Origin of the sequence: Larkinella sp. (assembly GCF_965227735.1) — a bacterium.
Lineage (GTDB): Bacteria > Bacteroidota > Bacteroidia > Cytophagales > Spirosomataceae > Larkinella.
On record NZ_OZ245776.1, the window covers coordinates 3,793,291 to 3,809,684 of the forward strand.

At 52.3% G+C, this 16,394-nt stretch carries 11 protein-coding genes; 5 read left to right on the forward strand and 6 right to left on the reverse strand.

Annotated features, from left to right (window positions below; genetic code table 11):
* Positions 1-23: 23 nt before the first annotated feature.
* From ACO064_RS14745 to ACO064_RS14755, 3 genes are all read right to left on the reverse strand, one after another.
* The gene (locus ACO064_RS14745) at positions 24-3,452 is read right to left on the reverse strand and encodes a SusC/RagA family TonB-linked outer membrane protein (protein WP_421828033.1); all 3,429 of its coding nucleotides are present in this window, start codon (positions 3,450-3,452) and stop codon (positions 24-26) included.
* A gap of 206 nt (positions 3,453-3,658) precedes the next feature.
* The gene (locus tag ACO064_RS14750) at positions 3,659-4,747 is read right to left on the reverse strand and encodes a FecR family protein (RefSeq protein ID WP_421828034.1); all 1,089 of its coding nucleotides are present in this window, start codon (positions 4,745-4,747) and stop codon (positions 3,659-3,661) included.
* Entirely contained in the window at positions 4,744-5,349 is a 606-nt protein-coding gene (locus tag ACO064_RS14755; protein ID WP_421828035.1) for an RNA polymerase sigma factor, read from the reverse strand. The genes ACO064_RS14750 and ACO064_RS14755 overlap by 4 nt, the downstream gene beginning before the upstream one ends.
* A 346-nt stretch (positions 5,350-5,695) precedes the next feature.
* Between ACO064_RS14755 and ACO064_RS14760 the strand changes: the two genes are divergently transcribed.
* Positions 5,696-6,697: a type I glyceraldehyde-3-phosphate dehydrogenase gene (locus ACO064_RS14760; protein WP_421828036.1), complete on the forward strand. Its 1,002-nt coding sequence runs from the start codon at positions 5,696-5,698 to the stop codon at positions 6,695-6,697.
* A gap of 60 nt (positions 6,698-6,757) precedes the next feature.
* The gene (locus tag ACO064_RS14765) at positions 6,758-7,231 is read left to right on the forward strand and encodes a Dps family protein (RefSeq protein ID WP_421828037.1); all 474 of its coding nucleotides are present in this window, start codon (positions 6,758-6,760) and stop codon (positions 7,229-7,231) included.
* A 127-nt stretch (positions 7,232-7,358) separates the two neighbouring features.
* Here ACO064_RS14765 and ACO064_RS14770 read toward each other — a convergent pair whose 3' ends face one another.
* Positions 7,359-10,265: a gliding motility-associated C-terminal domain-containing protein gene (locus ACO064_RS14770; RefSeq protein ID WP_421828038.1), complete on the reverse strand. Its 2,907-nt coding sequence runs from the start codon at positions 10,263-10,265 to the stop codon at positions 7,359-7,361.
* Between the two features lie 122 nt (positions 10,266-10,387).
* Here ACO064_RS14770 and ACO064_RS14775 point away from each other — a divergent pair, with 122 nt between their 5' ends.
* Positions 10,388-10,693 carry a hypothetical protein gene (locus ACO064_RS14775; RefSeq protein ID WP_421828039.1) on the forward strand — a complete coding sequence of 102 codons (306 nt, stop codon included), beginning with the start codon at positions 10,388-10,390 and terminating at the stop codon, positions 10,691-10,693.
* A 111-nt stretch (positions 10,694-10,804) separates the two neighbouring features.
* Here ACO064_RS14775 and ACO064_RS14780 read toward each other — a convergent pair whose 3' ends face one another.
* Positions 10,805-12,490: a hypothetical protein gene (locus ACO064_RS14780; RefSeq protein ID WP_421828040.1), complete on the reverse strand. Its 1,686-nt coding sequence runs from the start codon at positions 12,488-12,490 to the stop codon at positions 10,805-10,807.
* Positions 12,491-12,706: 216 nt separating this feature from the next.
* Complete coding sequence (gene lpdA, locus ACO064_RS14785) at positions 12,707-14,107, reverse strand: dihydrolipoyl dehydrogenase (RefSeq protein WP_421828041.1); 1,401 nt, start codon at positions 14,105-14,107, stop codon at positions 12,707-12,709.
* Between the two features lie 185 nt (positions 14,108-14,292).
* Between lpdA and ACO064_RS14790 the strand changes: the two genes are divergently transcribed.
* Together ACO064_RS14790 and prfB are read left to right on the forward strand one after the other, a co-directional pair.
* The gene (locus ACO064_RS14790; RefSeq protein ID WP_421828042.1) at positions 14,293-15,150 is read left to right on the forward strand and encodes a hypothetical protein; all 858 of its coding nucleotides are present in this window, start codon (positions 14,293-14,295) and stop codon (positions 15,148-15,150) included.
* 133 nt (positions 15,151-15,283) lie between these two features.
* Positions 15,284-16,361 (forward strand): peptide chain release factor 2 gene (prfB, locus tag ACO064_RS14795; protein ID WP_421828043.1). Its coding sequence is split into 2 segments (ribosomal slippage): positions 15,284-15,343 and positions 15,345-16,361, totalling 1,077 coding nucleotides; the frame shifts between segments, so codons are not numbered across the junction.
* Positions 16,362-16,394 lie beyond the last annotated feature (33 nt).

A 16,394-nucleotide genomic window follows, 5' to 3' on the forward strand; every position in this document is an offset into this window, starting at 1 on the left:
CCAGAAGTTTGACGATCAGGTAATTAAAAACTTACGTTAAGACCAGCGATGATGGTGCGGGCGGCCGGGTAGCCCAGGTAATCACCGCCCCGCGACAAACCGTCGCCCTGGCTGCTCGTTTCCGGATCGAAGCCCGGATACTTCGTGAACGTGTACAGGTTCTGTCCTGTCACGTAAACCCGTAAGCCCTTGACGTGCAGGCGCTGGGTGAGGGCCGGGGCAAAATTGTAGCCCAGCGACACATTCCGGATGCGCAGGAACGAGCCATCTTCCACCCAGTAGCTGGAAGGCTCTTTCTGCAAGCCTTTCGGATCGCGGTTGGCCCGCAGAATCTCGCCCGATCCTGGCTCACTTTCCGAACGCCAACGGTCGATCAACTTGGTCAGCCCGTTCCGGTCGCCGTGATAAATACCCACCATCCGGTTGAAAAAACTGAACAGTTTAGCACCCTGCGAACCGGTCAACTGCACATTCAGATCGAAGCGGTTATACGAAAAATCGTTGCTGAAACCGTACATAAATTTCGGCTGGTTGTTGCCCAGATAGGTTTTGTCGGCCGCACTGATCACACCGTCTTTGTTGATGTCGATGTAGCGCGGATCGCCGGGGTGGTCGTTCGCCAAATGGGGCGCGGCATCCAGCTCCGACTGGTTTTTGAAGACGCCGTCGTACTGGTAGCCGTAGAACGTGGCAATGGGCTGACCAATCGTCGTGATAAAGGTATTGTTGGCATTAGGCGCACCGGCATAAATTGGCAGTCGATCCGGCCCCAGCGCCAGCACTTTATTTCTGTTGAAAGAAATGTTGAAATCCGTCGACCATTTCAGTTTGCCGATCAGGTTGCGGGTTCGCACCAGGTATTCCATCCCTTTGTTTTCCACCTGCCCGATGTTCTGAAGCTGCGTGGCATAACCGGTCAGCGTCGGAACCGGCACGTTCAGCAGCAGATCGACAGACCGGCTGTTGTAGAAATCCGCTTCCACCTGAATCCGTCCGTTCAGTAGGCCCAGGTCAAAACCGAGGTTCCACTGCCGGGTTTTTTCCCAGCCCAGATCGGGGTTGGGGTAGTTGATCGGATTGACGGAATTGACCAGGCTGTTGTTCAGGATGTAATAATTGGAACTGGTGCGGGCAATGGCGTCGTAATTTCCGATGCGGTTATTGCCGACCAGCCCCCAGCTCGCCCGCAGTTTCAGATCCGTAATTTGCCGGATGTCCTGCATGAACGGTTCGCTGCTCACCCGCCAGCCGACGGAAAGCGACGGAAACGTCCCCCATTTGTTGTTGGCCCCAAATTTGGACGAACCGTCGGTCCGGATGCTGGCCGTCAGCAGGTATTTTTCATCGTACGCATACGTAAACCGGCCTAAATACGAAATCAGCGAATTGCGGAATTCCGTATTCGTTCCGCCCACGATTTGCCCGGCATTCAGGGTCCGGATCACGTCGTTGGGGAAATTCTGGGCCATCACCTGTGTGTATTCACCGAAGGTTTTCTGGGCTGTATACCCGGCTAACAGGCCAATGGCGTGCTTGTTGAACAGCGTTTTGTTGTAATTCAACGTATGTTCGATCAGCCAGTTGCGGTCCAGCCAGGTTTCATTCCGGGCATCGGCGGTTCTGGGCGCGCGGGAGCCGTCGGTGTCGACAAACGAAGGCCGGTAGTATTTCAACCGTTTGTTTTCCAGCGAGCCGTTGAGACTGATCCGGTATTTCAGGCCTTCGATGATTTCATACTGGCCGTAGACCGAGGCAATCAGTCCGTTTCTCGTCGTAAAATTGGTGATGTTTTCGGCAATCCCGACCGGGTTGGCAACGTCGCCCGCCCAGATTTCCGGATTCCGGACCTGCGAACCGTAGGTGCCATCGGCGTTTCTGAGCGGATAAATCGGCGGCAGGTAAACCGCATAGGCCAGCGGACTGTCTTTGCCATCATCGACGTTGTTGTTCTCCGAATAATATGCGCTGATCGTGGTGCCGATTTCCAGCTTTTTACTCACATTCGACGTAATGTTCGCCCGCAGATTGTACCGTTTGAAGTCGGTTTTGATCTGAATACCTTCCTGATTCGTATACCCTGCGGAAATGGCATACCGGGTTTTTTCAACGCCCCCGGTTACAGAAAGCTCATGCCGCTGCGTTGGGGCAATCCGGAAGATTTGGTCCTGCCAGTTGATGTCCGCAAACTGGCTCGGATCATTGAAACGTTCGGGAATGACGTAAAAACCGGAGTTGGTATATTTTTCACGGACGGAATTGGGATCGTTGATGGTATGCGGGGCATTGCCGGGCATCGGCGCCCGATCCAGCCAGGCCTGGTTGTGGCCGTCTTTAAAAAACTCAATGTATTCGCGGGTGTTCATGACGTCCATTTTTCTGGCGACCTGCTGAATCCCGTAAAAGGCGTTGTAAGAGATGGTTGGAGTGCCGATGCTTCCTTTTTTCGTGGTAACAATAATAACGCCATTGGAGCCCCGCGACCCGTAAATGGCGGTAGAAGAGGCATCTTTCAACACCTGAATGCTTTCAATATCGGAGGGGTTCACCAGCGAAAACGCACTGCCTTCGATCGGATAACCGTCAATCACGTAGAGGGGCGTATTCCCCGCCGTAATCGAACCCGTTCCCCGCACCCGAACCGATAGCCCTTCGCCACCCGGAGCGCCGTTGATCTGCTGCACCTGCACACCCGCCATCTGGCCCACCAGCGCTTCACCGTACGAAACCGCTGCCTTGTTTTTAAATTTATCCGCCGAAATGGTCGCAATCGCGCCCGTCAGATCGGCTTTTTTCTGCGTGCCGTATCCCACAACGACCACTTCACTCAGCGTTTTGTCGTCGGACTTCAGCGTGATCGTAAACGTGGTCTGGCTGTTGACGGGCACTTCCTGATTCATAAATCCAACGTAGGAAAACACCAGCACCGATTTGGTATCCGGCACCGAAAGGCGAAAAGCGCCTTCGGCATCGGTGGATGTTCCTTTGGTTGTGCCTTTCACCACCACGCTCACCCCCGGAAGGGCCAGCCCGGCTTCATCCCGCACGGTTCCGCTGACGGTTTGCTCGACCGAACCCACAAAAGCCGTGTTTTCACTGGCTACCGGCAGAGAAGACTCGGGTTTGGAAGGCTCCGGAATTGGTGAAATAACAATCTGACGACCAATGACTTCGTACCGAAGCCGGAGTGGTTTTACCACTTTATCCAAAACCGCCCCCAGCGATTCGTTGGACACAATGAGGGTCGTTTTGCGGTCGAAGGGAATCTCCCGGGGTCGGAATGCAAACCGGATGTTGGTCTGGTTTTCGATTTCTTTCAGCACCTTGCGTAAGCCCTGATTTTCAAACCGAAAGCTTACCCGCTTATTCAATACTTCCTGGGCGGTGGCGTCGTAGGCCAGCGAAACACCCGTAAAAATCATGGCCAGAATGACCTGGGCCAGCGAGAGTTTCATGAGTAATAGCAGGGTTTGGATTGGTATTGGTTTTTTCATTAGCTTTAAAGGTTTTGTTAAATTTTTGGACAAAACAACCCTCTTCATCCTGAAAAGGACGACGGCAAATCCAGCGCATCGAGGGGGAATCGGCATCAGTGGTGTTACGAGCACCACTGATGTTTTTTGGGTAAAAGCTTATCGGATTGGCATACCGGCCGGGGTTTTTACAGGGGTTTAGGACAGCCTTTGCTATAGATTACAATTTGTGCATTGAGCAGTTTGTACCGGGCGTCGAGCACTTTGCAAATGACATCCAGTTTCTGAAAAAGATCTTCATTGTCGATGCTCATCGTCAGCGTACAATGCTGCATCACTTCTTCGTCGAAAATAATATCGATCCCGTAAGCCCGTTCGATGGCCGTAAAAACCCGGTCTACGGAAGCATCTTCGAACACAAACCGCTGCATTTCTTTTTTGGGAATCAGCGGAAGCGGTTTTTCCACTACCAGTTTGTTGAGCGTTGCAGCATCGCGCTGAAAAACGACTTTCTGGTTGGGCGTCAACACCATGCCTTTTGACTCCGGATCATGGACGCGGCTCGGTTGATTGGGATAAACCGACACCCGCCCGGTTTTGACATCCACTGTCACCGTGGGCGCATCCGCCGGAGCCTTAATCCGGAAACTGGTTCCCAACACCTTCGTTACCAATCCATTGGCATACACGACGAATGGTTTTTTAGGATTTTTTTGCACATCAAAAAAAGCCTCGCCGGTTAGAAATACCTCCCGCTGGGTGCCAGCCAGTTCTTTCCGGTAACGAAGACGGCCGCCTTTTTGCAGATCGACCCGGCTCCCATCCGCCAGTTGAATGTGCATGATCTGGCTGGCTTCATTGAGTGTTTCCACCCATTCATTCGCAGTCAGCGAACGTTCTGCCGACGAAAAACCGGCCTTTCCCAACTGCTGACGACCGAACCAGCCGACGCCCAGCATCAGCAAAACCGCTGCCGCCACTTTCCAGGCCCGTGGGCCGGTCAGCCAGCGTTCCACCGGCATCGGTCGGCTACTTTCGAGTGTGTTTTCGATTCGGTTCCAGATGGCATCTGCGTTTTTCGTGAGCGCGGGCTGGTGCTGAATGTCCCGCAAACCGCTCACCAGTTGCCGGGCCTCCGCCACCTGGTAATACCGTTCCGGATACTCCCGCAGGAACTCCGTCCAGAAGGCCTCCGTTTCGGGACCGGGCGAGCTGACCCACTCCTTGAAGTAGTCGTCAGCCGCCAGATCCTCCGTGCTGAATTGATAATAATTCATGGTTGTATATGCGTTAAGAATCCTTCCAGCCCAATCCACCAAAGTCCCCAGGAAAAAATCCGAACGGCTTCCCGGAGGGTTTTCAACGCGGAGTAAATAAACCGGCAGGCCGACTGGTAGTTGACGCCCATAATCCGGGCGATTTCTTCGTTGCTGAAATGTTGGTAAAATCGAAGATTCAGGGCTTCCTGCTGGCGGGGTGTCAGCAGCTCGTAGCTTTTGCGAAGCTGCCGGTGTACCTGTTCCCGTTGTTCGTGCTCAATGAGCGTATTTTCAATGATAAAGTCGTCCGCCGTATGAACGGTATCGATGTCCGAAGCCTGAAAAAACGGATCGCGGTGGCGGGTTTTGTTGATCTTATTGCGCAACGATCGAAACAGATAGAACCGGATCGAATCCGTGTCGCTCAGGTTGGCCCGGCTTTGCCACAGTTCGATGAACAGGTCGTGGATGCTGTCTTCGATGAGCGGCACATCGTTGGTTACTTTGTAGCCATAATTGAGCAGATCGCGCGCATACAACCGGTAAATCTGTTGGAAAGCCGCTTCATCCCCCTGGCGGAAGGCATACCACAAATCCATAGGGGGATGATGAGTCAGCACAGTGTTAAAAAGTCGGGTTAGGAATAGTTGAACAATGGTAGGATTTATCTGCCCAAAACCATGTCCGTTTAATTACTAATGCCGAGTCATATCGATTTTAATCCTTTTTTTTCTAAAAATAGTTGAAAACATGGGCTGAAAGCTTAGAAATACCGGTGTGATGGTATTCTACCCTCGCTGAACAGCCTTGTAAGCACAATTTCATGGTTCGTATATTTATTACAGTTCACTGAACTTTTTGAAGGCTCCGCTTCCTTATCATTTTGTAGGAGCGTAAAGATCAGTCGTGCCGTTGTAGCACGGATTTACGCCCCATCCTTCGTTTGTTCAACAAATCATCTTTCGTATGGCAACTATTGCATTGTATGGATTCGGTCGCATTGGGCGGCAGTTTCTGCGTGTTGGTTTGAGCAATAATCTCTTTGTTCCCGTTTCGATTTCCGACATCCGTGATGAGCCTACCCTGGCGGCTCTGTTTGCGGTCGATACCAACTATGGCCGCTGGCCGGAGCCGGTTTCGGGCAGCGAAGGTCAGTTGACCATTGGCGACCGGACCATTCCGTATATCAACTCCGCCAAAGAAGTCCCCGACTGGAAGGCGTTGGGCGTCGATCTGGTAGTCGACTGTACGGGCCGGGCCACCACGCGCGCCGGAGCACAGGTTCACCTGGACCGGGGCGCCAAATACGTGCTCATCAGTGCGCCCAGCAAATCCCTAGCCGACTGCGACGCTGTACTGCTGAAAGGCATTAATCTGGATACGTTCGATCCCGAAAACCACCGCATCATCAGCATGGGAAGCTGCACGACCAATGCGCTGGCGGCTGTGGTGAAAGTGATTCGGGAGAATTTCGGCATTCAGTACGGTTTATTTTCGACGGTTCACTCCTATACCAATACCCAATCGCTGACGGATCAACCGATGAAAGACCGGCGGGATTCGTGGGCTGCTGCCGAAAACATCATTCCGTCGTCGTCGGGAGCCGCCCGCGCCTTGCAATTTATCTGGAAAGACCTCAAAATCACCGGAAAAGCCTATCGTGTACCGACGCGCACCGGTAGCATTGCCGAGTTGAACCTGATTACCGAAAAAGACTGTAGTGTGCAGGAAGTCAACGACGCGTTCCGCAAAGCGGCCTCGGAAGGGCCCTTGAAAGGCGTTCTGGATGTGCTGGAGCAGGAGTGGGCTTCGTCGCGGATTGTGGCCGACCCGCATTCGTCCATTATCGATCTGCCGCTGACGGCGAAAGAAGGGAATCTGCTGTCGGTAGCCGCCTGGTACGACAACGAGTGGGGATTCTCAAACCGTCTGGCCGAAGTGGCAGCCCACCTGGCCGAACGGATTTAACAGCGTATTCTCTACATTGCCCTTCAAGCCACTCAGTTACCGTTTTAACACACACAACAGATGAAAACAAGTATTGGTATTTCTGCCGAAAACCGGGAGGTTGTCGCCCACCAACTGGCCAAATTGCTGGCCGATGAATTTGTATTGTACACCAAAACCCTCAATGCCCACTGGAATCTGGAAGGCATGGATTTTCATTCGGTCCACCTGTATTTTGAGGAGTTATACACGCAATCGGCGGAGATTGTGGACGAGGTCGCGGAACGGATTCGCCAATTGGGACATTATGCGCCCGCCACGCTGAAAAGCTTCCTGGACCTGACGCACTTAACCGAACACGATGCTGGTGGAAACGACAGCCGCAGCCTGATTAAAAAACTACTGGCCGACCACGAAAGCATCATTGCGTTCATCCGGGGCAATATCGACGAGTTTGCCGACGCCCACAAAGATGCAGGAACGAGCGATTACATCACTGGTTTGATGGAAAAACACGAAAAAATTGCCTGGATGCTGCGGGCGCATATTAAATAAAAGGGAATACTAAATGTAAAATGATGAATGTTAAATGTAAAAGTGCCAGATCAGGAAGTACTTTTATATTTAGAATTCATCATTTTACATTTCAAATTCAGGTTCTTTAAACACCGGAACCGCTTCATTAATTCGTTCCGCCGGATTCTCTCAGAATCTCCACCCAGCCTTTGTAGATTTCCTCGGGTGCCGCGCAATTCAGCCGCGTGAATTTCACCCGAATCTGGTAGTAATACAAACCGCCCGGCAATTCCTGGCCGCGGCTGTTGGTTCCATTCCAAGTCAGCGCACCATCGACGCTGTTGTTTTGATAGACTTGCGCACCCCAGCGGTTTACAATGATCAATTCGGCCGTCTCCACAAACCGGGGGCATGGCATGGGCTGAAACTCATCATTTTTGCCATCGCCGTTGGGCGTAAACACATTCGGCATCATCAGATACGGGCAATTGTCTTTGCAAACCCGGTTGGAAGCCACACTTTCCTGACCACTCCGATTCACCGCCCGGACTTCATAACACCCCGCAAAAGAAGTCAGATTTTCGTGTCGATAGGTCGTCGTAGACGCGTTCACCGACGCCAGTAAAACCAGCTCCTGGCCTTCGCAGGGCGCATAATAGATATTGTATTTAACCACGTTTTGGTCGCATTCGCCCGTTGTCGGCCTTTGCCACGTCAGGGTGTTGGCAAAAGTCGTCTGATTGCAGAACGCTTCGGGTGTCAGACTGGCGCAATTGAGCGTATCAATGGCCAACTGCGGAGGGCATGGTCTGGTCGTGTCGATGGGCATCGCACACACGCCCTGTGAGAAATTGTTCAGCAACACCGTCGTCAGCGGAGCCGAATACCGGCCTACGGTTTCCACGCGATAACAATAATTACTATCGACCGACATCGTGACGGGCTGAACGCCATCGGCCGCGTAGGTATCAGCTCCCTGATCGGTATACGTGTAGCTATTCGCCGTGGTCACCGGAACCACCGCTACCAGATTGAACGGCCCGTTGGGACCGGTTTTGCTGCGATATACGCGATGTTGCTGGTTATCGTTGCTCCAGGGCACGTTGGCTTCCCAGGCAAGCTGAACGCGTCGCGTGCCGGGGGTTGCCGTTAATCGAACCGAACTGGCATTTTCAGTCGCATCAAGCCGCTGCAACTGGCCGGAAGCCGGGTCGGTGAAATAGAATTCGATGCGGTAGCGGTAGGCATTCGCCACGGTATTCAGTCCGCGGTCGGTATACACCGTATCGGCAACACCAGGTTGTAGCGTGGTGTTGATGGCGGCAATCTGGGTAAAGTTGGCCCCGGTCAGGCCCGTAGCCCGGAACAGACGATATTGAAACGGGCCGGTACCATCGTTGGGATTGACACCGGGTGGGCGAGTCCAGCGAACCGTGACAACGCCCCGGGTATCATAGGTACTGTCGACCGTAACGTGGGTAATCAGCGGTACCTGTTGGGGCAGCGTCACGCAAATCTGCTCCGAAACCGCACTTTGGCCGTTGTTAGGACGCGGTAGAATAACCACAATCCGGTAGCTATACTGCACACCCCGCGGTAAGCCCTGACTGGAATTGTTATCCGTAAACGTGGTTTGGTCAATCGGTACTTCGCCAATTTTCATATAGCCGGTCGACGCCAGCAAACCGGCATCGGTACAGGGGTCGAGGGTGATATTTTCACAGCCTTCCTTACGATAAATAGCCATTTGGGTGCCCGACGGCAGTGCCGAAACCCCGCAGGCATAAGCCGCCCAATTGAGAAGGATGGCGCGTCCGGCCGGATCTGTGGTTGGTCGTGCCATGAGATTCTGCGGTTTGGGGGCATAAATCCTGATTCGGAACGATTCGAGCGTTGCCAGTTGGGTCTGACCCGCTCTTTGCGGGAAATCGACAACGCGGAAAATGACATCGTACGGTTCGGCCCGAACGTGGGCGCAGTTGGTTTGCCAGCGAAAAGTCGATGTTGCGGGACTGTTCTGAACGCCCGCTGGCGTCAGTGTAGCGGCTGGTGGGGCCACCAGTTGAACGGTAGCATTATTAGGACCCTTGTTGAAAGGGCCGCCGTAGCCGGTCAATTCGAGACGGTTTCCGTCGGGGTCGGTGGCCGTAATGGTCTGGTTGATGAGCGTTCCGGCCTCCACACAGAGGTCTTCCGGCACCTTCAGTTCCGGACGCTTGTTGATGGAAGGCGTCACAATGATTTGAATATCCCGGACAATTTCGCCGATTTTGACACCATCCCGCCATTCTTCCACAATGAACGCAATGTTGTATTGCCCCACTTCGGCCGGAGCGTCCCAGCACACATCGCCGGTCAGGGCGTTGACCGTCAGGGTTGCCGGGCCGGTGTTGGCTTCATTGACCCGGTTAAGGCCAATCGTGGTCGGGTCCGAATAACCGGCCACAAAACCCAAATCACAGTTAGCGTCATCGGTCTCGTTTATCTTTCCGGAAGGTGTGTAAAGCCGGTAGGCCAGACTATCGCCGTCGGCATCGAAAGCAGCCGGGTTGTGGCACCATTTCTGGCCAACGCGGGCCGAATCCAACGGGGGGTTCAACAAAACCGGGGTGCTGTTGAGACCCAGATTGGCATTCACCACAATGGTGGTCCGCAGTTTAAAGCTGGTATTGATCGAAACGGGAATATTCCGGGTTCCTTCGTTCCGGTTAACGATGGTGCAACTGATGTCGTAGACACCTGGCCCCGAATAGGTATAGGTGGTTCGGTAAATATTGATGGTTGTATTGGCATTGATGTTTCGGGTTTCGGCATCGACCCGGGGCACCCGGCGCATTTGCTGTCCGACGCCGAAACAGAAGTTGACATCGCGTTGGGCAAGAGCGGCATCGTAGCCTCCGCCCGGACCGCGTGTGACGTCGTAATAAACCGTTAAAGTGATTTCGTAGGTCAACGACGTAGACGACACCCGCCGGGTCGTAATTTCACCCGCCCGAACGTGGGTGGCCAGCGCATTCGAAACCGCTACCAGATTCAGTAATGCCCAGAAGATCAGAAGTAGATACCTTTTCATAGAGCCCGTCGTATTTCATATAAACGGCTCATCATCTGGTTTTTGCATACCCATCCATCGCTTTTGCGAGAAAAAAAACGGCGGTGCTGCTTATATTGCGCTATAAAATTCAATTCCCAATCATGGATACAACGATCGAAAAAGTGTATAAACGCATCCGGCAGCTCTGGAACGATGAATTTGAACTGAATCCCGGCCACCGGACTATTCAGTCGGTAGAGATGAGCGACGACGAAAAAGTCGAGGTAGAACTGCTGGATTTCCGCTTTTCCTTAGCGGCTGAAAAGGATCATCTCACGGCGACCTTCGAATCAATACCGCATGTTGACGCGCCCTCGGCCGAAGACATGAAAGCCGTTGTCGTTCACGTAGCGGATCTGGTCAAAAACCTGACGGGTGATCTGCCGGTTGAAATCACGCCGGCCTGACGGTTTCGTTCTTTGGGCTTTTCTGGTTACTTATAAGCTAACAGCGTTTGGCAGAAACGATCGACGAAAACCGTTTCTGCCAAACCCTTTACAGGAGGTGTGGATTGTGTATTAATTCGATACGCAGTTCCGGATCAACTGCCTGAAGGCTTCGGCCACGTAGCGGCCTTTTTCAATATCACCCAATTGAATTTTTACGGTGTGGACATAGTCCGAAGGCTTTCCGTCTTTGAAGGTTTTCACCAGTTTTTCTTTGCCTTTGGTCACCAGGCTGACGTAGACCGTTTTGCCGTCGACATCGAAGCTGGTGGCATCCGCATTCAGGTCTTTCAAGGCCAGGTCATAGACGAGTTCCGACACTTTCCGGCCGCCTTGTGCCACCGTTAGCTTTAGATCACAGGTGCCATTTTCAGCCGCCAGTGTATACGTAACCGGTTCTTTTTCACCGGATTCCTTAGGAAGTTGCTGCGAAATCCAGTCCAGCCGGGCTTGTTGGCCAGCCGTTGGCACCGGGCTTTTCCGGGATTGCGCACAGGCCTGAACGGCTTTCTCAAACGCCTGCGACATGTATCGGACGTTCTCCAGATTGTCGGACGCCAGTTCGATCTCGGATACGTAATTCTGACGAACACCATTCTTCGTATACCCGATAAACCGGCGGTTGTCGCGCGTTTTCAGATCGATGGTGTACAGCTCTTTATCGACGCCCAGTTTGGCCCCTTTCTCCGCCAGATCGGCCAGATTGAACTCATAAACCTCCTCGGTATTGTTTTTATTGTAGGTTTCACGCCGGGTGTACGTACAGATGCAATCCGGTTTCAGGCTCTGCTCAATCGTGCGGTCGTTCGTTTTGGCCGGTTGGATGCTCGATTCCAGGTATTTCTGAGCCGCGGGCATAGCGGCAAAAACCGGTTTTTTAGATTCCAGTTGCTTAACCGCCAGCGGAATCAGCTTGCGCCAGGCAGCAGCCACATCCCGGATTTTGTCGGCATCACCACTGATGATTTCAAACGTCTGAACGACGTTATCCAGTTTTCCGTCCTTCGCGTAACCCATCAGTTTCTGCTTTTGCTGAACCACCAGCGACAGCTCAAACCGCTTGCCTTTGGTTTCAACCTGTAAACCTTCCAGACCCAGATCACCGAGGTTAAACGAGAATGTTTCGGAAGAGGCTGATCCTTTCGCGCCCACTTCGCTCCGGCGGAAAACCGCCCGCAGCGGATTGTCGAAATCAAAGGTGAGCGCCTGTTCGTATTTGTCGGAACCGATGGCTTCGTTGCCGATGTTGGTTTTCAGCCACTGCCGCAAATCGTCCAGCGTCTCGGGCGTCCGGGCGGGTTTGTAGGCTTTTTCGGCGGCCAGAATTACCTTCTTCAACGACTCGACCAGTGCCTTGGCAATGTCCGGATTATCGGCGTAGAGTTTAACACGGTCGGTCAGGTTTTTCAATTCGCCGTTTTCGCTGTAGCGGACAAATTTGCGGTGTTGTTTGGTATCGGCCAACACCGCAATCACGTCTCGTTCAACCTTATACGTTACGGTCGAGACATCCAGATCCGATAAATTCAGAAAATACGTATTTTCATCGCCTTTGCCTTTATCGCTGGTTTTGGTTACCGAAAACGTCGCCCGGTAGTTGGGTTGCGACGCTTCAATTTTCTGGATAAACTGCGCATTTCCGGTTTTGACGGGTTTCAGTTGGGTGGATACGCCGGAAAGCGGGCCGGTCATAAGGTCTTGGGCATTGGCCGCGACGCAAAAGGTGGCTGCCAACCAGAACAGTACTGGTTTTTTCATGAGTGTTTAGCGGTATTTGTTGTTGGTATGCCGGTTAAAAAACCGTTCGACAAAGATAGGTGCGCAGGGGCGGGTCGAAAGCAGACCAATCAGCAAACGGAAGTTCAGCCCGTTCAACTGCATATTTTGCTGACTGAATCGTAAAACAGAAATGCCGCCGGGAGAACGTTCTCCCGGCGGCATTTCTGTAAAAAACTAAAACTCTATTTTCCTGACTTAGAGGTGAATTGCTTCGCCGTAAGCCGCTTCCGTCGCGTCCTTGATAGATTCCGAGATGGTCGGGTGAGGGTGAACCGCTTTCAGGATTTCATGACCCGTGGTTTCCAACCGGCGGGCGGCCACCACCTCGGCAACGATTTCCGTGACGTTGTACCCGATGAAGTGAGCGCCTAACCACTCGCCGTATTTTTTGTCGAAGATCACTTTCACAAAACCTTCCGGCGCACCGGCGGCTTTGGCTTTTCCTGATGCTGACAAGGGGAATTTACCCACCAGAATATCATAACCGGCTTCTTTGGCCGCAGCCTCCGTGTAGCCAACCGACGCAATTTCCGGTGTGCAGTACGTACAACCCGGAATGTTGTTGTAGTTCATCGGCTCGACGTGGTCCAGACCGGCGATTTTTTCCACACAAATGATGGCTTCCGCTGAGGCCACGTGCGCCAGCGCCTGGCCTTTGGTACAGTCGCCGATGGCGTAATAACCGTCCACATTCGTGCGGTAAAAGTCGTCGGTAGTAATTTTACCCCGTTCGGTTTTGATACCGGTTTCTTCCAGACCGATGTTTTCGATATTGGCCACCACACCAGCCGCCGACAGCACCACTTCCACATCGAACGTCTTTTCGCCATCCGGCGTCTTGACATACACTTTGCTGAGTTTTCCGCTCGTATCGACTTTGGTTACTTCCGAACTCGTATAAATATCGACGCCCAGTTTCTTGTAATTTTTAGCCAGTTCTTTCGAGATTTCCTCGTCTTCGACTGGCACAATCCGCGGCATAAACTCGACAATGGTCACTTTCGTGCCCATCGATGCGTAGACATACGCAAATTCGACCCCAATGGCCCCGGAACCAATTACCAGCATCGATTCGGGTTGTTTCGTCAGCGACATCGCCTTGCGGTATTCGATCACTTTCTCGCCATCGATCGGAACGGCGGGCAGGGCGCGGGCGCGGCCACCGGTGGCAATGATGATGTGTTTGGCTTCGTATTCGGCGGTTTTACCGTCTTTATCCGTTACGGCAATTTTCTTACCCGGTTTTACTTTTCCGTTGCCGAACAGAACATCGATTTTATTTTTCTTCATCAAAAAGGTAACACCCTTGCTCATCGAGTCGGCCACCCCCCGGCTACGTTGAATTACCGCACCAAAATCGGGTTTGGCTTCACCACTGATGGTAATACCGTATTTGTCCGCATGTTTGATGTATTCAAAAACCTGCGCGCTTTTCAACAAGGCTTTGGTTGGGATACAACCCCAGTTCAGGCAGATTCCACCCAGACTTTCGCGTTCGACAATGGCTACTTTAAATCCTAATTGCGACGCGCGAATAGCAGCTACGTAGCCTCCGGGGCCGCTGCCAAGAACAATTACATCATATTGTGATGCCATAATTTGCGGAATGTTAATGAGTAGTAGAATGAACTGTAACTCTATCAGGGGAACGCAAAGTTAGTTTGAAAAGTTGATTTACCACCTACTTCTACTCCGCCCCGGTTTTCAATCACCCTCTATTCCTGCATTACTTTCCGCATCCTTTCCCGTCTAAGGAGAAACCGCTTTGAAACCGTGCGTTCATGTCACAGGATTACGATAAGATTTTCCGGGAAAATCTGGCTGAAATCATTTTGCCTCTGGTTCGGAAAACCGTCGGTCTGAATCCGATAAGGTTCGAAAATCTGCCGGAGAAATTACAACGAACCGTCGAACGGATTCCCGATTTTTTAAAGAAAGTCGTCGATGTGGAGAATGACCCGTACATCCTGCACATCGAGATTCAGACCACCGACACGCCGGACATGGTGTACCGGATGCTGGAATATGCCGCCATGATGCTGCGGAAATATAAAATTCTGGTTCGGCAGTATGTCTTTTACATCGGTGAAGGCCACGCCCGAATGCCGGTTCAATTGGAAACCGGGACCTTGCGATATCAATTTACGCTCGTCAACCTGAGCGAAATCCCGTATCAGCAATTTATCAATTCCGAAAAACCGGAAGAACTGATTCTGACGATTTTAGCTGATTTTCAGCAGGAAAAACCGCGTGAGATCATCAGTCAGATTTTACTGCATTTGCATCAGGTAGCGCCCGATCATTTACAGCTCGGCAAATTTATCCGCCAATTGGAAATATTGTCCCAACTCCGTAATTTTAATTCAATCGTTTCAGAAGAAGCAGAAACCATGGCACACGGATTCGACATCACGATTGACCGGCTTTATAAAAAAGGCCGCGAGGAAGGCATCAAAGAAGGATTGAAAGAAGGGGTTCGAGAGGGAACCGAAAAGGGGGTTCGATTAGGCAAAGAACAGGCTCATCGTGAACAAATAGCCTCATTACTTCATAAAAAACGACTGTCTGTTGAGCAGATCGCCGAACTATTGGATTTGCCCATTGAACTCGTAACCGACGTCCAACAAAAAGGCATTTAACCTGTTTTCTATCCACAATGGGAAGCGGATGAAATCATCCGCTTTTTTGTTGCGTTCGGATAGCGGTTTCCAAAATCGTATCTTTGCAGGCTAATTAGGAAAACTTTTACCATTCAATTATTTTTTCACGCATATGACGACCGACCAATTAAAGGACGTGAGGGCCAGAGTAGAGGCCCTGAGGGGGTATCTTTGACTACGATAGCAAAAAAGAACAACTCGCTGATTTAGAAGACCGTACGACGCAACCGGAGTTCTGGCAGGACGCCGAAGGTGCCGAGAAAACCATGAAGCAGGTCCGCGCCCTGAAAGGCTGGACGGGCGGTTTCGAGCATGTCGATTCCCTGGTGGGCGACCTCGAAACGCTTTATGAATTTTACGAAGCGGGCGACGTGACGGAAGAAGAAGTTGACGCCGAGGGCGAAAAAGTAAAAGCCGCGCTCGACGATCTGGAGCTGAAGAAGATGCTCAGCAATGAGGAAGACCAGCTCAGTGCGGTTCTGGAAATCAACTCCGGCGCGGGCGGAACCGAAAGCCAGGACTGGGCCGATATGCTCTACCGAATGTACCTGATGTGGTCCGAAAAGCACGGCTACAAGGTCAAACAGGTGGATTATCAGCCCGGCGACGGTGCCGGTATCAAGTCGGCGACGCTGGAAGTGGACGGCCCGTTGGCCTACGGTTTCCTGAAATCGGAAAACGGCGTTCACCGGCTGGTGCGGATTTCGCCGTACGACGCCAACGCCCGTCGGCATACGTCGTTTGCTTCCGTTTACGCCTATCCGCTCATCGACGATTCGATCGAAATTGAAGTCAATCCGGCCGACATTGACTGGGATACGTTCCGGTCGGGTGGTGCTGGTGGTCAGAACGTTAACAAGGTCGAAACCGCCGTACGGCTGCGTCACCGGCCCTCGGGTCTGATCATCGAATGCCAGCAGGAGCGGAGCCAGTTGCAGAACAAGGAGGTGGCGATGCGGCTGTTGAAATCGAAACTGTACCAGATCGAAGTCGAAAAACGGAATGCCGCCCGTGCGGAAGTGGAAGCCAGCAAGAAGAAAATCGAGTGGGGCTCGCAAATCCGCAGTTACGTCCTCGACGACCGCCGGGTGAAAGATCACCGCACCGGTTATCAGACGTCCAATACCGATGCAGTTTTGAACGGCGACCTAGACGGATTTATCAAATCGTATCTGCTGATGCAGGATTAAGTCTTTTTGGGTCCGATACCTTGTTCCCGGCAG